The sequence below is a fragment of the Alteromonas sp. AWQ4_252 genome (genome assembly GCF_056158205.1).
The window spans coordinates 1,441,234-1,461,344 of sequence record NZ_JBSWSV010000001.1; the positions used below are offsets into that span (position 1 = coordinate 1,441,234).

Here is a 20,111-nt window from a genome sequence, read left to right on the forward strand (position 1 = left end):
AAAATCCCTCTCAAGAAGATTCAAGCTCGTCCCACAGCGCCGCAATTTGCAAACTGACTTTATGTGAGGGCGCCAAATATGGCATGGGCGTTCGCTTTGAGTGTGACTCTTTTATTTTTACTGTGCTGGTTATTTTTGACTCCAGCACCGGCAAAGACTGATTCTTCAATTCATCAATAAGTGCAGTAGGAAGTTTCGCCTGAGGGTTAAATTGATTGATCACAATGCCTTCGAAGGCGAGTTCCGGGTTATGATCTGCTCTTAACTCAAGCACGTTATTGAGTAACCTGCCAATTGCCTGTACTGAAAAATCATCGCAATCGAAAGGCACAATAAAGCTGTCCGCTGCAATGAGCGCAGCTTTTGAATAAAAGTTAAAGTTTGGTGGCGTATCGATAAAAACCCGATCGTAATCGTTTTCCAGCGCGGCCAGCGTTTCTTTCAGTTTGAACATCTTATAGCGGGTCTCAAGTTCCCGCTCCAATTCCGTTAAGGAAGGATGTGCAGGTAGAACGGAAAGTCCACTGAAGGCGGTTTCATGTATAAACGCAGTCGCAGGCTCGGGTTTACTAAACCAGCCAACAACCTGTTTAAACATATCAGCGACAGTGAGGGCGTTGTCGCTGATATCAACACCACAATAATAGGTACTGTTCCCCTGAGCATCTAAATCAACCAACAAGGTGCGCAATCCCTGACGAGCACTTTGTGCAGCGAGATTCGTGCTGATTGTTGATTTGCCTACTCCCCCTTTTTGATTAAACACAACGCGCTTCATGTTTGTCCTTGATGAGAGTTTGATATGGGAGGGTTAAAATATGCACAGCTTTTTATGCGTTTGTAAAGGGGAGCTTCAGTTAGTTTTGGTTTGCGACAGAATGCCGAATATCGAATGTGAATGAAATGTTAAATTTAGTGATGTGAGCTATAATACTAATACGTACCAAGTTTGGAGGACACGCCGATGCTGGGACGTAATTTTAACTATAAATTACTCGTTATATTGCCTGTTTTAACACTAATGGGGTGCCAATCTACGAATTATTCAGTAATTGACACTAAAACACTATTGAATGATGAGGTTTTCGCTGGACACAAAAAAGTAACAATTGAAGGGCCTGATGAAATTTTCGAACTTGACAGAGATGCTCGAGCTTTTGTCGATAGTACCCAGTTAAAGACACAAACAGAGAATAAGAATTTAAAAAATTTGGTTAGACAAATTTTTGACCATTCTGAGCACGGTTTGCGCTATAAATCCGATGCTAATTCTGTTGCCGTAGAAACCTTTGCAAATCAGGCGGCCAATTGTTTGTCGTTAACTATCATGACTTATGCAATGGCCAAACACGCTGGCTATGACGCGACGTTTTATGAAGTCGACATACCTGAATACTGGACACGAAGGGACGGGGTAAATTTACTCAACGGTCATATAAATCTACGTATCTCCTTGCGCAACAACAGCAAGAAGAACCAGATGTCAGAAGATTACATTGATGTAGATTTTGATCCGCAAGCAATTAGGGATGACTTCCACCGTCATGCGGTAAGTAAAAACAAAGTTATTGCCATGTTTTACAACAATAAGGGGGCAGATGCATTACTCGCAGGGAACGATTTGCTGGCTTATGCTTATTTTAAGGAGGCGGCAACCTTTTACGATGGCTTTGGTTCTACCTGGGTAAACCTGGGAGTATTGTATCGTCGGATGGAGCAGTTTGATTTGGCACAATCGAGTTATGAGAACGCCATTGCGTTAGATGATGATAATTTTACAGCCTGGGAAAACCTGGCTTTACTTTTCCGTTTGCAAGGAAAAAGTGAAGACGCTGAAGATATACGACGTATGGTTATTGCCAAGCGAGAGGCGAACCCTTTTTATCATTATATCCTCGGGGAAGAGGCTCTTGATATCGGTAAACCAGAACAGGCCGTTGCTCACTTTAACCGTGCAAGGCGGCTGGACAGAACCCGGCATGAAATTCTCTTTGGTCTCGGGAAAGCGCATTTAGAGCTTGGAGATATTGCCAGGGCGAAGAAGTTCATGGAATTAGCGGCTAAACACGCTGTAGATGCTCAGGATGAGTATCGTTATCTAAACAAAGTCTCTATGCTTCAAAGCTCACTCTAGGCAAAACATCATCACCATGTGCTGCATCACAATGACAGCACATGGTTGTGGTTTGCTCTCAGGTGATTAAATGACACCAAGCTCTTTGAGTCGTTCCTGAAGATAGCTGTGGGCCGTGTGTTTGTCTGAAAGCACAACATCTGGCCGGGGGTGCAAAAACAGCGGTAAGGAAATTCGCGATTTAGTCATATCAGTACCATCGGGGTTCACTACCCGGTGTGTAGTTGATGGAAAATAGTGACCTGATGCTTCTTGTAGCATATCGCCAATATTGACTATAAGATTACCAAAGTCACAGGGTACATCCAGCCAACTACCATCTTTTGCCTTTACCTGTAGACCGGGTTCATTTGCCGCAGGAAGTATGGTGATAAGATTAATATCTTCATGCGCGGCTGCCCGTATTGCGTCGACTTCTTCATTTCCCTGAAGCGGCGGATAATGCAGTACGCGCAGTAATGTTTGATCACTGTCTTTGATCATGTCAGACAAAGGCTGGCTGTAATGCTGGCTGACCTGGGCTGGAGAGTGATCTTCAATCCAACCGAGTAATTCCCTGGCAAGAGTATTTGCTCGGTCGTAATAATCCTGTAGCTGTGACCTCAGGTTCTCAGGACATTGACCCCACGGGTAAAAATGAAAATACTCTTTTATATCTTTCTTGGTAAAACCCTTGGCAACTTCTGAGACACTTTGAGGGAAAAAGCCGTCCTGAGTACCCTTGTTGTAGTGATAATCGTCTTTATCGCTGCTATCAAAAAACGACTGCCACGCATCGTAAATCGCTGTTACCTTGTCTTGGGCAATAGGGTGGTTTTTAAGTACGCCAAAGCCAGTTTCCCGCAATGAAGCGACAAATTCTTCTTGGGCAGTGGGAGATTGGTAATCTACAGCTTTTAGTTGCATAACATTATCCTGTTCAATCGATGTACAGATTATAGAAAATCTGTGTAGCCGGTAAAAGGTTTGAGACGTCGAATGTCCGAATTACCGTTAGTATTGTGGTCAAAAATGTTTACAAAGCTGACCATTTAGTCTGGTTTGTGAGCACAAAAAAGCGAGCTTCGCTCACTTCCTTGCGAATATTTGTTTACGCCATGGATAGATAGAATCCAGCCAGCGATGCGCTCATCAAATTTGATAAGGTCGCGGCAAAGACGGCTTTTAACCCCAAGCGGGCAATTTCTTTTCTGCGGGTAGGCGCCATAGCACCTATTCCACCCATGAGAATAGCAATGGAGGAGAAATTGGCAAAGCCACATAAAGCAAAGGTAATAACCGCTTGCGATACTTCAGAGAGCTCGCTCTGATGCTTTAAAAAATCCAGATATGCGACGAATTCGTTGACAACAAACTTCTGTCCGATAAAACTACCCGCCAGTTGGGCTTCATCCCAAGGCACACCAATAGCCCATGCGAGAGGTTGCAATACATAGCCTAAAATACCCTGGAAAGTAACACCTTCAAATCCGAATAATGCCGCAGTCCAACCGATCAGTCCGTTCAGCATCGCAATAAGAGCCACGAACGCAAGTAGCATTGCACCTACGTTTAACGCCAGTTGTAACCCTGATGCTGCGCCGCTGGCTGCGGCATCAAATACGTTGGCGTAGCTGGTTTCTGACGCTTCTATTTCCTCCAAACCGTCTTTGGCTTTCTCTGTTTCCGGGAGGATGATTTTTGCCATAAGTAGACCGCCAGGAGCTGCCATAAAACTGGCTGCTAGCAAGTATTTGAGTTCCACACCCATACCTGCGTAACCGGCCATCACAGAGCCAGCAATAGAAGCGAGCCCTCCTACCATCACAGCAAAGAGTTCAGAGCTCGTCATATGGGGAATAAAGGGCCTCACTACCAGTGGTGCTTCGGTTTGTCCGACGAAGATATTCGCCGCAGCAGACATACTTTCAGGCTTACTCGTGCGTAGAACTTTCTGTAAAAAACCACCAATAAGTTTAATCACCCAACCCATGATACCCAGGTAGTAGAGCACAGCTATTAGGGAGGAAAAGAAAATAATTACTGGTAATACATTGAAAGCAAAGATAAATCCTATGGATTTGTCGCCTACAGCGCCAAACACAAAGTTAATGCCGTCCTGGCTGTAGCCAATAATATTACCGACAAACTCCGTCATGCTCAGCAATAGCTTGATACCGGGCTCGAAGTACAAAATAAATGCACCAATAAGTGCCTGAATAGCAAACGCGCCGCCTACCGTACGCCAGTTAATCTGGCTGCGATGGGAAGACAAAAGATAAGCGATGCCAAGCAGCAGCACTATGCCCAGTAAACTCACCATGATGAGGCTCCTCTAATTATTATTGTAATGCCTGTTGAATGTGGGATTTGATGACATCCAGCGCGATCTGATTTTCACCACCTTGTGTTACCACAACGTCTGCAGTGAACCGACTGGGTTCAATGAACTGGTGGTACATTGGTTTTACCGTAGACTCATACTGTTTAGCAATGGAATCCAGAGTACGCCCACGTTCTTTTACATCGCGCATCATTCTGCGCATAAGACAGATATCCAAAGGTGTATCAATGAAGATTTTGACGTCGTAATGAGGGAGTAACTCAGGCCTGGCAAGCAACATTATTCCTTCCAGAATAATAACAGGCGCAGGATTTAATCGCTCCGTATCTGGTAGCCGCGTATGCGTTTTAAAACAATAGTGTGGGTAGTCGATTGGCTCGCCGTTTCTCAACGCTTGCAAATGCGCTTTTAGTAACTCGTGCTCAAATGCATTGGGGTGGTCATAGTTGTTTTTTTCTCTTGCTTCCATGGGCAAGTGATCCTGAGCGCGATAGTAGTGATCTTCACGTAATATCTGTACAGGTCTGCCTTGTGCACTAAAAGCATTTAATAAATTTTCGGTAAATAGTGACTTTCCGGAGCCCGATGCTCCGGAGATAGCAATAATTAATGGCGACTGCATAACTTTCGAGGGCTGTTTTTCCTCCTGCAAAGATACGCATTTGGTCTGTGTGAATCAATGTCTAATTCTCGATTATTGGAAAAGGTTTATAACTTCGGCATGGTTTTTGTTTATTTTTAAGGGGGTTAGATGAAGTTAATAGATTCGACAATACAAAGGCTTACGGCATTTTTTTGTGTTGTTACTTGCCGTTAATAGTCAAATCATCTTCCGTGAGAGGCGGCAGCGCATAGGAATGCAGCTTGGATCGCGAACCTTCACCTTGTGCTCTTGGTGGGTAATATTTTTCTTTCTCCCTGGGGTGCGCGATAAACGCCTCGTCCAGCGCTGCGCGTATTTCACTGAGAGTTTTATCCAGGTTGGCGTTGAAGTCAGGGCGCTTCCGCTTAGTGTGACCAAGCTCTATAAGTCGCAGGAAAACCCGGTTGGCAATATTAATAAGTTCCTGAGGTGCATCCTTGTTCTGCGGTAACATCGCCTCTGGATTATCAATACAGTAGCGCACCAGGGCAACGTAAAAACAGAAAGGCTTGTTCTGCATTTGTACAAACTGGTTGGAAATTCCGTTGCTAATTGATTTTGAGTTCAGGTCGACGATAAGTTTTGGTTTTGGTGGAGGGGGCATATCCTTGTTGCGGACCCGCTTGCGCTTAGTTTTTTGCCTAAGCTGATAAGTCACAGGGGCAATGAGAAAAGCAAAGATAATAGGGAGCGGATGTAAGTGGAGCGCACTAAATAGTGGAGCCATTGCTACTTCCACCTGAATTTCCTGTTCTGCGGTGGCAAGGTTGAGAACTGTTTTTGTTGTCCAGCCCGGATGAGTATCGCTGCGAAACTCAACGTTCTGTAGGCTATTAATAAACATGGGGTACTGCTGACTCTGCAGGTAGCTGTTAATCTTGTTGAGATACCGATAAACAGCACCGTCGTTAACTGGCGTGTTCAGCGTCTGATTTCCCACATCTAAATACGCAGAATCGAGGCTGATCCTACGTTCAATTTCATCCAGGGCGTGATGACGATTGACATATGACCCAGCCATTTGGCCAATCGCAGTTATGGCCTGAAATAATATAAAAAGGCAAAGCGTTACCAAAGCTAATCTGCGCCATTGGGATAATGGCATTTCACTGATTGACTGCATCAACACAAGGCTCCTCTACTATGATTTGTTGGTAATATTTCTTGGATTGATTTGCAGACATCATCTTAATGGCGGATTGCACTGCACAACGCAAATCCGTGTTTCGCGTTTGCATTTTCAGATACCAGCGCATACCGCTAACACTGTCCTCAAGTGCGGTAATGTAACTCTTCGATAACTTGTTGCCATCGTTCTTATCCCAATAGGAAGAAATAATATCAACGTCTCCCGCCCAAAGTGCCCGGCGCAGCTCGGCATGGGAATTATAGTAACGCAGGTCAATATTGTTAGCATTCAACCCCAGAGCTTTCAGGCGGGTTTTCGGCACAATATGACCAGAACGACTGCTGGGATAATCTAAGATACCGATGCGCTTACCGAGTAAGTACTCTTTAGTTAGTACCGGTTTTTCCTTTAGAGCAATGAAATAAGCGCTGTAATCGGGGTGCATGGCCACTTCTTCGTAACCATATATGTCGTCGGCACCAAATGCAGTGACTACATTTGCTTTCACTAACGCTAGATCACTTACGCCGTGGCTGATATACCGGAATGTATCATAATCATTTTCACCAATGGTTACTCTGACATTACCAAACTGTCTCTGTATAACAGCGTTTGAACATAAAGCAGTCAAAGCCAGTTCTGCAAATGATTGCTCAGTTAAATAGATGTCGAAATTTTCCCGATTGGTAGAAAGTGGAGTAGGGCAGGTTAAAATTTGACCTGTTTGCGGAGGGACTGCAGACATTTTAGCAAAATTTTGTGAAAAACCTGCGAGCACACAACAAACAGCCATTATTGTGGCTATCAGTAAGCGATATTGTTTGAAAATCTTAAGATATACCAAGATGAATCGTGATTCGCAGGGTTATTTAATAGATGAATTTCAACAGCTAACTTTATTTAATGCAATAGGTAAGTTTATTTTAAAGTGTTATCTATATGATTTTTAAAGTCTTTTAATTAAGGAGTTTGAATTCGAATAAACGATGGTTATCTGAAAGAATACAGAGTTGAATAGATTTGCTGGCAGCGCGAAGCAATCGTAAGCGTTTTATGTAAAATACTTCTGGACCATTTGCTCCGGATTACAATAAAAAAATCAGCTTTCTCAGCGTGTTATATTATGTTTGGGAGATGAAACTGTCATAAAGCTGACATAAAACTCACGAAGAATTGCAGCCGCTCTCAGCTAAAAATCGGATGACACAGAAATACTGGCGTGTTGTTCGTTTGCTGATTGTGACCAGAGGAAAAGCCACTTCTCCAAAGTGCACGGCTTTTCCTCGGTCAGAATCACAACCTGTGCGAACTTACCAACACCATTATTATAGGTAGGAGCACGAGCTGGAAATACAAGGTTAAGTACGACTGGTGACAGAATTAAACAGGCTACCGACATGGGTAGCTTGTTCTTTTTGCCAGGATGGGAGCTAAGAAATTAATTGTAGTGTTGCTAGTACAGGGGCTTTACTTGTCTGAAATGACAAAAAGCGTAAACTGAACTCAGTAGTAGTGTCAGTATTGTCATAAGAGTGACACCTGTAACAAGCACAATGATGCCAAGATCTTATCTCGAAATGTCAGACAACAATAATTCGCTGGCGTTCAGATAAATTTTTAAAACGATAGGGAAACACACATGTTTAACAAGTCTAAGCTAAGTCGCGTAGCGTTAGCCGTAGCAGTGTCTGTAGGTTTATCTACAGCTGCAATGGCTCAGGAAACGTCTTCTGCAATTAAAGGTAGCATTGTTGGCCCCCAAGGGTCTCCAGCTGCTGGCACTACTGTAACAATTACTCACGTACCTACCGGGGCCGTAAAAGTTGTCACAGTTGGAAACAGCGGTCAGTTCAGCCTGCAAGGTTTGCGTGTAGGTGGTCCTTACACGGTGGCGTTTGATTCTGATAAATTCGACGATAAAACCGTAAGCGATGTTTACCTTCAGTTAGGTGAGCCTTTGGTATTAAACCTGGCACTGTCTGATGAATCCAGCATTGAGCGTATTCAGGTAACTGCTTCTCAAATTGGAGCAGATGTCTTCGGCCAGAAAAGCCCAGCGGCGACTTTCAACCTTGAAGATTTACAATCAGCCCCTGCTGCGAACCGTGATTTAAAAGACATTGTTCGTGTTGACCCGCGTATCAGTATTTCTGAGAGTGACGGCGAAGAAGCCATAATCTGTGGTGGTGGTAACCCGCGTTTCAGTGCATTGACCGTTGACGGTGTGCGCATGAACGACAGTTTTGGTCTTAATCAAAATGGCTACCCTACAGTTAGAATGCCATTTTCTTTTGATGCTATCGATCAGGTAGCAGTAGAACTTGCTCCGTTTGATGTACAGTACGGTGGCTTTACAGCGTGTAACATCAATGCGGTAACTAAATCTGGTACTAATGAAGTGCACGGCGGCGTTTTCTTCGATTACACCAGCGATTCATTGATGGGTGATAAAATTGAAGACACCGACGTTGATACCGGTGATTTCACTGAAAAGCGTTATGGTGTTAACGTTGGTTTCCCGCTGATTAAAGATGAGCTTTTCTTCTTTGGTGCATACGAGAAACTGGAAGGCGCACAAATCTTCTCTTATGGCCCTATGGGTAATCAGGTTTCCCAAGCTGATCTTGACCGCATCAGACAAATTGCCAGTGATGTTTATAATTATGACATCGGTGAAATGCCTGGTTCAATGCCGGTAGAAGACGAAAAAGTGCTGGTTAAACTCGACTGGAACATCAATAGCGACCACCGTGCCTCTTTGGTTTATAACTACAACGATGGCTTCCGTATTGACCAGTCTGACGATTACTCTACTGCGTTATCTTTAGACAGTCACTTCTACGAAGTGGGTGCAAAACTTAACTCAACTGTAGCGTCACTTTACTCTGACTGGTCGAGCAGTTTCTCTACCGAAGTGCGTTTAGGCCACATCAGCCTGACAAACCGCCAGAATTCTCTGGATGCTGACAGCGGTTTTGGTGAAATTCGTATTGATAACGTGAATGGCGCTGATGTTTATATCGGTCCTGATGATTCACGTCAGTCTAATGAAATGGACTGGAACAGCACCACAGCGAAATTCGCAGGTACATATTACTTAGACGACCACACTATTACTTTTGGTTATGAGTGGGAAACGCTAGAAGCCTACAACCTGTTTATGCAGCATACTATTGGTGAATACCGTTTCAACACTATTGATGATTTTGAAAACGGCTTGGCCGACGATATCTACTACAACAACTCTGCAGGTACTCACAACCCACAAGATGCGGCACAGCGCTTTAGCTACGACACACATACCCTGTATGTTCAGGACGAATGGGTCATTGACGACTTAACCTTATTGTTCGGTTTGCGCTACGACAAGTACGTTAGCGATGATAAGCCTAAACTGAACGAAGTATTTGAAGACCGTTATGGTTATGCCAACACCTCAACTTTCGACGGCATTGACTTGTTGCAACCACGTGTGGGCTTTAACTACATTATCAACGACAGCATGGAGCTTCGTGGTGGCGTAGGTCTGTATTCAGGTGGTAACCCGAACGTTTGGTTGTCAAACTCGTTCTCTAACGATGGTATTACTAACATTGATACCTATCGTCGTGACTTCTACCTGTTCGACGAAAATGGCGTGAATGTGCCTATCGCAAACGGTGGCCGTTTAATTTACGACCCGGTTCAGGAAATGTATGACGAAGTAACTGACGCGAACCCGTCACTGGGTAATGAGCCGTCTACCAATGCCGTGCACCCTGATTTTGAAATCCCTAGCGAGTGGAAATTCAACTTAGGCTTTACCTGGGTAACAGAAGATGACTACGTGTTCCAGGCTGATATCTTGCACAATCGCAAGCAGGACAGCGCACAAATCATCAACGTAGGTTGGGATACTGAAAACGTAACTTATACTGCTGACGGTCGTCCTATTTATAACTACATCCAGGTTGGTACAGACGATGATGGCGATGCTGTTGTACGTAACTTCCTGAAGAGTGACCTGGTACTGACAAATGCAAAAGAAGACGGTAAATCTACCACTATTTCTTTTGCAGTTCAGAAAAACTACGACTTCGGTTTAGATGCAAGCTTTGGTTATGCTTATAACAAATCTGAAGACGTAACACCAATGGCGAGTTCTGTAGCTTACTCGAACTTCACAAACTTTGCGTCTTCTGACCCATTGAACCCTGGTGTTGCTACTTCAAACTACGAAGTGCCGCATCGCTTCACGTTTAACCTGCGTTACTCCACTGAGTTTGTAGATGGTTACAAAACCAGCTTCTCACTGTTTGGTTCGCGCCAGAAAGGTCGTCCGTTCTCTTACACCTTTGACGGTATCACAATTGGTGAAGCGCAATTTAACACTGACAATGCGTTGCTTTATATCCCAGAAGAAAACGATGCTATCGTAACCTACGCTGAAGGTTTCGACCTTGCTGCATTCAACGACTTCATCGACCGTGAAGGGTTAACTCGCGGTGAAATCAACGGCCGTAACTCCCAAAATGCTGAGTGGTATAGCCGCGTAGATTTCCGTCTTGATCAGGAATTGCCAGGCTTCATGGAAGGTCACAGAGCAAGTGCTTACTTCATTCTTAAGAACGTGGGTAACTTCTTAAATGATGACTGGGGCGTACGTCGCATTGGTCCGTTTGTGTCTGCGCCTGTGTTAGATGCATCGTTAAACGACGATGGTACCTACACTTACAATGAGTTCTATGAAGGTAATACTAACCAAAATGGTTACTTCAACGAGCAGTCGTTGTGGCAAATCCGTGTTGGTGTGAAGTACGACTTCTAATCAAGCTGAATTTGCTTGAAATTAAAACCGCCGTCTTGTACGGCGGTTTTTTTTCGGCTGTAAAAAATGTACAGATTGGGATAGTGTGTAGAAAACAACAACAAGACACACACCAAATAAGGATAAAACTATGCGTAAGCAACTACTGAGTGCATCCCTTGCACTCGCGTTTTCTTCATGTACTCTTGCGGCATCCAACGTTGATACCATGGCAGATAATATCGAGGCTGATGTCATAAAATGGCGTCATCATCTGCATCAACATCCTGAATTATCTAATCGAGAGTTTGAAACCGCAAAATACGTCGAGAAGTATTTGCGCTCATTAGGCCTTGAGGTGGAAACCGGTGTGGCTAAAACGGGTGTGGTTGCTGTCCTTGATAGTGGAAATCCGGGGCCGGTTGTGGCTTTACGGGCAGATATGGATGGCTTGCCAGTACCTGAGGAAAATGACCTGCCCTGGCGCTCTCAGGTAACTGGAGAGTACAACGGCAAAACCGTCCCGGTAATGCATGCATGTGGTCATGACACTCACATGGCAATGCTGATGGGGGCTGCAAAAATTCTGTCGGACATGAAAAGCGAATTAAAAGGCAAGGTGAAATTTATTTTCCAACCGGCTGAGGAAGGCGCGCCTCCTGGAGAAGTTGGTGGGGCTGAGGTTATGGTTAAAGAGGGCGTGCTAAACGGGCCGGATGTCGACGTCATCTTTGGTTTGCATATTAGTGCGAATTTGGATGTTAACAAAGTTAGCTACAAACCCGGCGGGGCTATGGCCGCAGTTGACCCGTTTAAGATTGTTATAAAAGGTAAACAAGCCCATGGCGCTTATCCATGGAAGAGTGTTGATCCCGTGGTAACAGCTGCGCAAATGGTCATGTCGCTGCAAACCATTGTGAGCCGTGAGATAAAACTTATTGATGACGCGGCTGTAGTATCTGTGGGTTCTATTCATGGCGGAAATCGTTCAAACATCATCCCCCGTGAGGTGGAATTGGTTGGTACAATTCGCACTCTGGACAAAAAAGCTCGCGAACATGTCTATGAAGCCATGGAGCGAAAAGTAAAAGGTATTGCGGATAGTATGGGAGCAACGGCAGAACTAACATTACCACTCGATTATAGCTACCCAATTACCTATAATGACCCTGAGCTTACCGCGTCAATGCTCCCGACCCTGCAGCGTACTGCTGGTCAGGATAAAGCAATATTAGCAAAAGCCGTGACGGGAGCAGAAGATTTTTCATTTTATCAGGAAAAGGTCCCCGGACTCTTTTTGTGGGTCGGAGGGAAACCGCTGGATGTACCGGAAGAAGCGTCACCAGCTCACCACACTCCTGAGTTTTACGTAGACGATGCAGGCATGAAGCTTGGTGTGAAATTATTGACAAATCTGACGTTAGATTACATGAACCAAGCAGACTAACCGAAAAGGTTAGTCTCGCGTAGAGAATGGCGTAATGCGCGAAAAAAATTTAAAATGGTTAGTGGCGTTAACGCTGATAGGATTTGGCCTAAGCTTATTGCCACAACCTTTTATTAGTGAAGGGCTTACTCTGTTTGGTTTGCCCGTCACTGTGCTGATAGCACTATTTTTTCCGCCCCGTTGCGCTTTACCTGCTATTTTTGTATCACTACTGCCAGCACTTTATTTGCATGAATTAAGCTTACCACTATTATCACTCATAGCATTACCTGCATTGATATCGCTTCACGCATACGGGAAACCCGTATTTTACGCCTTAAAAGTCACTACAGTAATATACAGTTGTGGCCTGGTGTTTATTTTACTAGGGTATTACAGCGTCAGCTCAGGCAGCTTTTCCTTATTTACAGTAACGGCAACTGCAGTGACCTGGTTTTGTGCGCTCATGAGTGTCATGACCGGTCATCTCGCTTTTCTTTTCATTCAAATGCGATTTTTCCCACAGCGTAAATCGGAGCAAATTCACGTTAAAAAACTGCTCGGATACTGCTTTAGCGCGTTGTTTTTTATTGCTGTCTTTACCGTCAGTTATGCCTTTATTTATCAACACCAACAAACCCAGTGGCAACAATTCAACAACTACATGAAGCAACGGGTCTTTGTGCTGGGAGAACAGGTTCAGGCATATCTTACCGAGCATCAGGGAGCGATAGATCTTGCAGCTATTAGCATGTCACAAGTAGATGGGGCTGTTTACGTAGAAAATGAAAATGCTCACGCTATATTAGAAACTCTGTCACAGACTAATAAGTCATTTTTGACATTTCTAACAACAGATAATGATGGCATTATTACTAACGCTTGGCCGGACAATCTGCTTGAAATGGTGAAGCGTTCGGGCATGCTCGATATTTCAGAACGCGCGTATTATAAGCATATAATGGAGAGTGGCGAGCCTTACTTTTCAGATGCGTTTGAAGGCCGAGGCTTTGGCACTGATCCTATTGTGGCAATTTCGGCCCCGGTCAAAGATGCTCAGGAACATATTATCGGTATCGTCGAAGGTTCGCTATCGCTGAATGCATTCAGTCGCTTTGATGCGCAGAATATCGGCGGCTTTAAAATGGTAGTTGAAGATCGGGCCGGAAGGGTTGTATATGCCTCGACTCCCTTACATATTACACCGTTGACAATGTTTTCTTTTGACTCATGTGAAGCTGAGTCCTGTGATGGTTTAGTCAACTATCATGGTTCAAAGCGGTTTGCGCAAAGTGCAGTAATTCAACCTTATGGTTGGCACGTGCGATTATTCTTTGATTACAAAATGTTTGTCGCTATTACTAACGAGTCTCTATTAACTGTCCTGGGGTTGCTGGTAGTTCTTGGAGTGTTGGGTCTTGCTGGTGGCATGGCATTAGCAGGCTTTTTAGCTCAGCCTCTTGATCGCTTAGTTGGTCAGTTCGAGCGCTTTAACCCCAAGCTTTCAAAAGATTCTATCAAGTCCGCTTCTTATCAGCCTATTGCAGAAATACAAGCATTGGAAAAGGCGTTCAGGTCACTGCAACTGCGCCTTATTCACGCTTTCAATGAACTTGATTCTGCCCACCTTGATCAACGCAAATTGAATAGCCAACTCAACTCCTTTAATCAGACCCTGGCATCGCGCATAGAAGAGAAAACCCAATCTTTGGAATTGGCACTGAGTGAAGCACAGGCTGCCAATATAGCTAAGTCACAGTTTCTCGCAAATATGTCCCATGAAATCCGTACGCCTATGAACGGTATTATCGGCTCGTGTGAGAATCTTTTGGATGATGAAGTGCCGCCCGTTATTGCTCGCAGGATCACCATGATTTCTCAGTCTGCGGCGAACTTGTTGATGATCTTAGACAGTATTTTGGACTGGTCTAAAATCGAAGCGGGAAAAATGCAGTTGGACAGTACGACATTCTCATTGCAGGACGTAATTGAAGCCTCCTTTTATTTACATCAGGATGCAGCAATTAATAAGGGGGTTACGTGCTCGCTGACTTACTTAAATGACGTACCGAATGCGCTGGTTGGCGATATGGGTAAGCTATCGCAAATTGTAAATAATCTGCTAAGCAATGCCGTTAAGTTCACGCAAGAAGGTGAAATTACTGTTTCACTGGCTTATGAAGCGCAACGGGTTACGCTGACCGTTGAAGACACTGGGGTGGGGATCCCAGAAGATAAGTTAAAAGGCATATTTGAGCAGTTTGCTCAAGCTGATACCTCAACCACAAGGGTTTACGGCGGTACGGGGCTTGGCCTGGCTATCACTCAGCGACTAATTGAATTAATGGGTGGCGACATTCAGGTTGCATCTCAAATAGGAGAGGGGACCCGATTTACAGTGACCTTGCCGTTTACAGAGGCAACCGCAAGTGTGCAAAACGCCGATGATACTCCGGTCACCCTTCCTGAGCAGTTAAAAGTGCTGGTCGTTGAAGACAATGATATAAATGCACATATTGTGCTCGATATGCTTAAAGCACAAAAGGTGAAATGTGTCAGGGTTGGTAACGGCAAAGACGCCCTCAATGCGGTGAATCAGGTCAACTTTCATATTATATTGATGGATTGTCAGATGCCCGTAATGGATGGTTTTGAAGCGACCCGGGAAATTAGAGCTTTAGTGGGAGAAAAGCGCAACACTCCCATTGTAGCCCTTACTGCAAATGCCTTTAGTGAAGATCAGGTTCGATGTCTGGATGCAGGGATGAACGGATACCTAAGCAAACCAGTCAAGCGGCAGGCGCTTTTTGCCAAACTGTCCGAGATTTATCAACGCCACTATGGCTCCAGTGGTGTGTCCACATCGGTAGCATCTGCAGATTGAGGTGGTTTTCCCACTATGTACAACACAAAGTAGCCCAAGAGCGCGGAAACCAGTGATCCCGCGAGGATACCCACCCGTTCGTCAAATACTCTGTTAATTCCTGAGCCTTCAAACGCTAATGAGCCTATAAATAAACTCATGGTAAAGCCCACACCGCACAACAGTGCGCAGCCATAAATGTGCTTGAAAGATAAATCACTGGGCAGGGTAGCCAATTTTAGCTTTACTGCCATCCAACTGAATGCAAAAACGCCAAGTTGTTTACCTAAAACCAAACCCAGGAAAATACCGAAAGTAACAGGGTGTAAGATGCCCTCGGGACGAATTTGACTAAAATCTATCCCGGCGTTAGCAAAGGCGAAAACTGGCAAAATAGCAAAACTAACTGTGCTGTTGAGACTGTGCTCCAATCGGGTTACCGGGGAGTAGCTTTGGTCCTTGTTATCTCGCATAGGAATAAATGCAGCCAGTACAACGCCAGCCAGGGTGGCATGAACGCCTGACTTTAACATGGCAACCCATAAAATAATGCCTACCATCACATAGGCGGGAATATCAACCACGTTTTTACGGTTCATTATATAAAGAACAGGCAAACACACAGCGGCAACAATCAGCGCTGTTAAAGTGATATTTTCGGTGTAAAACACTGCGATAATGATGATCGCTCCGATGTCATCAATAATGGCGAGCGTGACCAGAAAGATTTTTAGGCTGGCAGGCACCCGGCTACCCAACAGGGCCATGATACCCAGCGCGAAGGCAATATCTGTTGCCGCCGGAATTGCCCAGCCGGACATGGCATTTTCGGCTCCCCAGGTGAGCCACAAATAAATAGCGACCGGGGCAATCATCCCTCCCACTGCACCTGCTGCGGGCAAAATTATATCTTTGGGGTTAGAAAGCTCTCCTTCGACGACTTCTCGCTTCAATTCCAGACCAACATGAAAAAAGAACACCGCCATCAGTCCGTCGTTGATCCACAATAGCAGCGGCTTGTCGATGGCAAAACTACCAGCGGCAATGGTGACATACATGTCAATGAGCTGGTTGTAATAGTAGTTAAGGGGGGTATTGGCAACGATTAACGCGAGGACGGTGGCCGCCATAAGTACAATGCCGGCAGCTGAGTCACGGTGTAAGAAATCGTGAACATCGGAAACAATTTCTTCCAGCACCTGCTCAACATCTTTCTTGTCCATGTAATCACTCCACGTTCAATAGCGCCCTCTTAAATGCTTGGGCTGCAAGACTTATCTTTCGATGTTTTACGGTGACAGCCTGCCAGTGGTTCACCAAAGGAAAATCTTTTACAGTAAGTATACGAACACTGTCTTTGTGGGTTTGTTCTAAGGTGTGTTGGGAGATGATAGCTAAACCAAGGCCAGACGACACTGCAAGACGAATTGCTTCGTTACTTTCGATCAGCATGGGGTTTTCAAACACAACGCCATGTTTGTCGCAATAATCCTGGATGGTTCTTCGGGTTCCACTGCCAAACTCTCTAAGCAGAAATTTTTGCTTGCTAAGGGTGTGTAGATCGCAATGGTCAGGCCCGTCGTAATTTGGTGGGGCTATAACGACCAGCTTATTTTGCAAAAATGGCGTGCACTCCAAAGATTCGTCGGTAGGCGGTTGTGTGAATATATAAATGTCATCTCGGTTGTGTCGTAATCGTTCTATAATGTCGGCTCGGTTGCCCACAGTAAAACGCACGTCAATGTTCGGATGTTGCTGGCAAAATGGGCTCAGGATAGGCGGTATAACATACTTAGCAGTTGTGACCACCGATAGTTTCAACGTACCTATTTCAACTCCTTTGAGCGCTTGGATTTGGCTGTCGAGGCGGGACTGTGAACCGAGCACTTCCTGGGCACACTGATACACAGCTTCCCCGGCTTCGGTCATTTTTAATTGTCCGTAGGTTTGCTCGAATAAAGGCATACCGACAATGCCAGCGAGTTTCTTTAATTGCAATGAAACGGTAGGTTGAGACAAGTTCAGGGCAGTTGATGCAGCGGTAACGGAGCCATTGTCTACAATACTTTGGAACACTTCCAGTAGCCTGAACGTGAGAGACTGCATAAAATTCTACCTGTTAGCGGAGCTTAGTTTCTTGTCCCACATAGACTATAGAAAAAATCTTAAAAAGATACATTTATCATGACTGCGCTGCCTTCCATATATAGGTATTAGCAGAAACTGTGCTAAAATCCTCCGCTCTCTGGCTTGCTACAAAAAGAACACACATTCGCAGGCCCACAAGCTTTTAATTTAAAGACGGGAGTCACTCGATGGCCAAAGTTGCTATTGTTATGGGGTCAACCTCTGACTGGCCCACTATGCAGAACGCTGCAAAAATGCTGAAAAACCTCGGCGTTGATTTCGAGGCAAGCGTGGTGTCGGCCCATAGAACACCGAATTTGTTAGTGGAGTTTGCTGAGTCTGCTCATGAACAGGGGTTTAGCTGTATTATTGCCGGTGCCGGCGGTGCGGCGCACCTGCCTGGCATGATAGCAGCCCATACACATCTGCCCGTGTTTGGTTGCCCTGTCAAATCTAAGGCTTTAAATGGCCTTGATTCTTTACTGTCCATTGTGCAAATGCCCAAAGGCGTGGCTGTGGGAACCTTGGCGATTGGTGACGCTGGAGCTGCAAACGCTGGCTTGCTCGCCGCTCAGGTTGTTGCACTAAATGATGATGCAGTGCGAGAAAAGGTGATTACTTTCAGAAAGTCGCAAACCGACACTGTTTTGAGCAGTGGTCAACTGGAGTTAGATGAATGAGGGTTTTGGTGTATGGGGCGGGCCAACTCGCGCAAATGATGTACCTGGCAGGATGCCCGCTGGGTATTGAGGTTCATGCAGTAGACGTTAGCAATGATACCGTTGTACACCCTGTTAGCAAACGCCCGTTGGACATCAACCTCGCCCAGGCCATTGAATCTTCCGATGCTCTGACCGTTGAGTTCGAGCACGTTCCGGAACGTTTGTTAGAAGAAGCTAGTAAATCCGAGAAGTTGTTTCCGTCTATTGATGCCATATTGGTGGGCGCCGACCGTGTCAGAGAGAAACGTTTACTGGACGCACTGAGTATTCCCAATGCAGCGCATAAAGTGGTCACCTATACTGACGAGCTGGAAGATTGTGTTTCTGCTATGGGCGACAAACTTATCATAAAAGCCAGTCGCGATGGCTACGATGGTTATGGTCAGTGGCGCTTAACCAGTGAAGAACAGCTCCCAGAGCTAAAACAAGCGCTGAGCAATCTGAATCTTACCGCCGTACCATTGGTTGTCGAGGAAATGGTAGATTTCGAGCGTGAACTTTCTCTGGTTGGTGTTCGCGATAAATCTGGTGATATTAAAGTGTATCCCCTGGCGGAAAACCTGCATCATCAGGGGCAGCTTCATGTTTCTGTCGCGCCAGCGCCTGATGTGAGCGACGAATTACAAAATAAGGCCGAAGACATTTTCCGCAAGCTTGCTGACGGCATGAACTACGTTGGTGTACTGGCTGTGGAGATGTTTCAGTGCGGTAACACGCTGTTGGTGAATGAGTTGGCGCCCAGGGTTCACAATTCGGGTCATTGGTCAATGAGCGGTTGCGATACCAGCCAGTTCGAAAATCACCTTCGTGCTGTAGTGGGCTTACCGCTTGGAAATACACAAGCCCGGGGACCGAGTGCGATGGTTAATATTATCGGATGTAGCAGTTTTTCCCGGGATTTATTGAAGATTCCCGGTTGTCACTTGCATTGGTATGGCAAAACAGTGCGAGAGAAAAGAAAGATGGGACATATAAACGTTACGGCTACTACCTATCGTGAACTCGGTGAAAAGCTGGAAGCCTTGGGGCAGTTTGTGCCTTCAGAGTATTTTCCGAAGCTCGGCAAAGAAGCGCGGAAACTAAAACATATTGAGCCTTGACACAGAGAATTTCATCGCTAGAATACGCATCCGCTGCTAGCAGCAAAAAGTGTGAAAGTGTGCCGACTTAGCTCAGTTGGTAGAGCAACTGACTTGTAATCAGTAGGTCGCCAGTTCGATTCCGGCAGTCGGCACCATTTTATCGCACACATCAACAGCCTCTTTCCCCATCCGTTTAATCTGTGTTTTTCCGCTTTCCTTGTTGTACATCACATTTTGATAACATTAATCAGCGCAAAGTACTTCATTCTGTCTATGCTTACGGATAGTATAAGCCTAACGCAAACATGGATTGGCATTATGACTTTACGACGTATGGCAGGCGCTGTAGCAGTAGTATCCCTGGTTTTTTCTTCAATGTGTTTTGCCAAGGTAAGTATTACTGACGCCTGGGCAAGGGCGACATTCCCAATGGCAAATTCCGGCGCCGTTTATCTCACTCTTACTAATCAGGCTGACAGTGAATTGATACTGGAAAGTGTTTCAACAGATGAGAATATTGCCAGAGATGCACAAATTCATACCACGCTAATGAAAGAGGGTATGATGAAAATGCGAGAGCTCAAAAAAGGTCTTGCGATCCCCGCACTGGGAACCGTGATATTACAGCCTGGGTCTGAACATATTATGCTGGTGGGTTTGAAGACTGGTTTAAAGGAAGGAGACATGGTGCCGATGCGTTTTCGGTTTTCTGATGGAGATATCCAGTCTGTGAATATCATGGTAAAATCGGGGCAAGATGACGACGCCCACTCTCACCATCATCATTAATGCGATTATTTTTTGAATGAGTGTAATCCAAACTCAAAGCATGTTAGTATCATTATTATAGATTTAAAGTTTTCTTATTAATTGGTA

The 20,111-nt window shown here is 45.1% G+C and carries 15 protein-coding genes and 1 tRNA gene; 8 read left to right on the plus strand and 8 right to left on the minus strand.

What is annotated here, in order from left to right:
* Positions 1–10: 10 nt before the first annotated feature.
* Positions 11–778 carry a ParA family protein gene (locus ACXACM_RS06270; protein WP_474820528.1) on the minus strand — a complete coding sequence of 256 codons (768 nt, stop codon included), beginning with the start codon at positions 776–778 and terminating at the stop codon, positions 11–13.
* A 186-nt stretch (positions 779–964) separates the two neighbouring features.
* On the opposite strand from ACXACM_RS06270, the gene ACXACM_RS06275 reads away from it, so the two are divergent.
* On the plus strand, positions 965–2,134 hold the full coding sequence (locus ACXACM_RS06275) for a tetratricopeptide repeat protein (RefSeq protein ID WP_474820529.1): 1,170 nt from the start codon (positions 965–967) through the stop codon (positions 2,132–2,134).
* Between the two features lie 66 nt (positions 2,135–2,200).
* Here ACXACM_RS06275 and ACXACM_RS06280 read toward each other — a convergent pair whose 3' ends face one another.
* The 5 genes from ACXACM_RS06280 to ACXACM_RS06300 all read right to left on the minus strand — a co-directional run bounded on the left by ACXACM_RS06280 (position 2,201) and on the right by ACXACM_RS06300 (position 6,974).
* Complete coding sequence (locus tag ACXACM_RS06280) at positions 2,201–3,040, minus strand: isopenicillin N synthase family dioxygenase (RefSeq protein WP_474820530.1); 840 nt, start codon at positions 3,038–3,040, stop codon at positions 2,201–2,203.
* Positions 3,041–3,224: 184 nt separating this feature from the next.
* Complete coding sequence (locus tag ACXACM_RS06285) at positions 3,225–4,436, minus strand: NupC/NupG family nucleoside CNT transporter (protein WP_474820532.1); 1,212 nt, start codon at positions 4,434–4,436, stop codon at positions 3,225–3,227.
* A gap of 19 nt (positions 4,437–4,455) precedes the next feature.
* Positions 4,456–5,079 carry a uridine kinase gene (gene udk / locus ACXACM_RS06290; RefSeq protein ID WP_474820533.1) on the minus strand — a complete coding sequence of 208 codons (624 nt, stop codon included), beginning with the start codon at positions 5,077–5,079 and terminating at the stop codon, positions 4,456–4,458.
* Positions 5,080–5,260: 181 nt separating this feature from the next.
* A complete protein-coding gene (locus ACXACM_RS06295; RefSeq protein WP_474820534.1) occupies positions 5,261–6,223 on the minus strand; it encodes a hypothetical protein in 963 nt (320 codons plus the stop codon).
* Entirely contained in the window at positions 6,207–6,974 is a 768-nt protein-coding gene (locus tag ACXACM_RS06300; RefSeq protein WP_474820536.1) for a PhnD/SsuA/transferrin family substrate-binding protein, read from the minus strand. The genes ACXACM_RS06295 and ACXACM_RS06300 overlap by 17 nt, the downstream gene beginning before the upstream one ends.
* 894 nt (positions 6,975–7,868) lie before the next feature.
* Here ACXACM_RS06300 and ACXACM_RS06305 point away from each other — a divergent pair.
* From ACXACM_RS06305 to ACXACM_RS06315, 3 genes are all read left to right on the plus strand, one after another.
* A complete protein-coding gene (locus ACXACM_RS06305) occupies positions 7,869–11,036 on the plus strand; it encodes a TonB-dependent receptor (protein ID WP_474820537.1) in 3,168 nt (1,055 codons plus the stop codon).
* Between the two features lie 130 nt (positions 11,037–11,166).
* A complete protein-coding gene (locus tag ACXACM_RS06310) occupies positions 11,167–12,462 on the plus strand; it encodes an amidohydrolase (RefSeq protein WP_474820539.1) in 1,296 nt (431 codons plus the stop codon).
* A gap of 34 nt (positions 12,463–12,496) precedes the next feature.
* Positions 12,497–15,325 carry an ATP-binding protein gene (locus tag ACXACM_RS06315; RefSeq protein ID WP_474820540.1) on the plus strand — a complete coding sequence of 943 codons (2,829 nt, stop codon included), beginning with the start codon at positions 12,497–12,499 and terminating at the stop codon, positions 15,323–15,325.
* Here the strand turns inward: ACXACM_RS06315 and nhaA are convergent.
* Together nhaA and ACXACM_RS06325 are read right to left on the minus strand one after the other, a co-directional pair.
* On the minus strand, positions 15,280–16,527 hold the full coding sequence (nhaA, locus tag ACXACM_RS06320; protein ID WP_474820542.1) for a Na+/H+ antiporter NhaA: 1,248 nt from the start codon (positions 16,525–16,527) through the stop codon (positions 15,280–15,282). The genes ACXACM_RS06315 and nhaA overlap by 46 nt on opposite strands.
* Before the next feature lie 4 nt (positions 16,528–16,531).
* Entirely contained in the window at positions 16,532–17,410 is an 879-nt protein-coding gene (locus tag ACXACM_RS06325) for a LysR family transcriptional regulator (protein ID WP_474820543.1), read from the minus strand.
* Between the two features lie 209 nt (positions 17,411–17,619).
* Here ACXACM_RS06325 and purE point away from each other — a divergent pair, with 209 nt between their 5' ends.
* The 4 genes from purE to ACXACM_RS06345 all read left to right on the plus strand — a co-directional run bounded on the left by purE (position 17,620) and on the right by ACXACM_RS06345 (position 20,024).
* A complete protein-coding gene (gene purE / locus ACXACM_RS06330; protein ID WP_474820544.1) occupies positions 17,620–18,111 on the plus strand; it encodes a 5-(carboxyamino)imidazole ribonucleotide mutase in 492 nt (163 codons plus the stop codon).
* Entirely contained in the window at positions 18,108–19,253 is a 1,146-nt protein-coding gene (locus ACXACM_RS06335; RefSeq protein ID WP_474820546.1) for a 5-(carboxyamino)imidazole ribonucleotide synthase, read from the plus strand. Before purE ends, ACXACM_RS06335 begins: the two co-directional genes overlap by 4 nt.
* 61 nt (positions 19,254–19,314) lie before the next feature.
* Positions 19,315–19,390: transfer RNA gene (locus ACXACM_RS06340), tRNA-Thr, on the plus strand.
* Positions 19,391–19,553: 163 nt separating this feature from the next.
* Positions 19,554–20,024, plus strand: a complete 471-nt coding sequence (locus ACXACM_RS06345; RefSeq protein WP_474820547.1) for a copper chaperone PCu(A)C — start codon at positions 19,554–19,556, stop codon at positions 20,022–20,024.
* The last annotated feature ends 87 nt before the right edge of the window (positions 20,025–20,111 follow it).

Coding starts and splice junctions, on each gene's coding strand:
- ACXACM_RS06270 (WP_474820528.1), bottom strand. CDS start 778: ATGAAGCGCGTTGTGTTTAATCAAAAAGGGGGAGTAGGCAAATCAACA.
- ACXACM_RS06275 (WP_474820529.1), top strand. CDS start 965: ATGCTGGGACGTAATTTTAACTATAAATTACTCGTTATATTGCCTGTT.
- ACXACM_RS06280 (WP_474820530.1), bottom strand. CDS start 3,040: ATGCAACTAAAAGCTGTAGATTACCAATCTCCCACTGCCCAAGAAGAA.
- ACXACM_RS06285 (WP_474820532.1), bottom strand. CDS start 4,436: ATGGTGAGTTTACTGGGCATAGTGCTGCTGCTTGGCATCGCTTATCTT.
- udk (WP_474820533.1), bottom strand. CDS start 5,079: ATGCAGTCGCCATTAATTATTGCTATCTCCGGAGCATCGGGCTCCGGA.
- ACXACM_RS06295 (WP_474820534.1), bottom strand. CDS start 6,223: ATGCAGTCAATCAGTGAAATGCCATTATCCCAATGGCGCAGATTAGCT.
- ACXACM_RS06300 (WP_474820536.1), bottom strand. CDS start 6,974: ATGTCTGCAGTCCCTCCGCAAACAGGTCAAATTTTAACCTGCCCTACT.
- ACXACM_RS06305 (WP_474820537.1), top strand. CDS start 7,869: ATGTTTAACAAGTCTAAGCTAAGTCGCGTAGCGTTAGCCGTAGCAGTG.
- ACXACM_RS06310 (WP_474820539.1), top strand. CDS start 11,167: ATGCGTAAGCAACTACTGAGTGCATCCCTTGCACTCGCGTTTTCTTCA.
- ACXACM_RS06315 (WP_474820540.1), top strand. CDS start 12,497: ATGCGCGAAAAAAATTTAAAATGGTTAGTGGCGTTAACGCTGATAGGA.
- nhaA (WP_474820542.1), bottom strand. CDS start 16,527: ATGGACAAGAAAGATGTTGAGCAGGTGCTGGAAGAAATTGTTTCCGAT.
- ACXACM_RS06325 (WP_474820543.1), bottom strand. CDS start 17,410: ATGCAGTCTCTCACGTTCAGGCTACTGGAAGTGTTCCAAAGTATTGTA.
- purE (WP_474820544.1), top strand. CDS start 17,620: ATGGCCAAAGTTGCTATTGTTATGGGGTCAACCTCTGACTGGCCCACT.
- ACXACM_RS06335 (WP_474820546.1), top strand. CDS start 18,108: ATGAGGGTTTTGGTGTATGGGGCGGGCCAACTCGCGCAAATGATGTAC.
- ACXACM_RS06345 (WP_474820547.1), top strand. CDS start 19,554: ATGACTTTACGACGTATGGCAGGCGCTGTAGCAGTAGTATCCCTGGTT.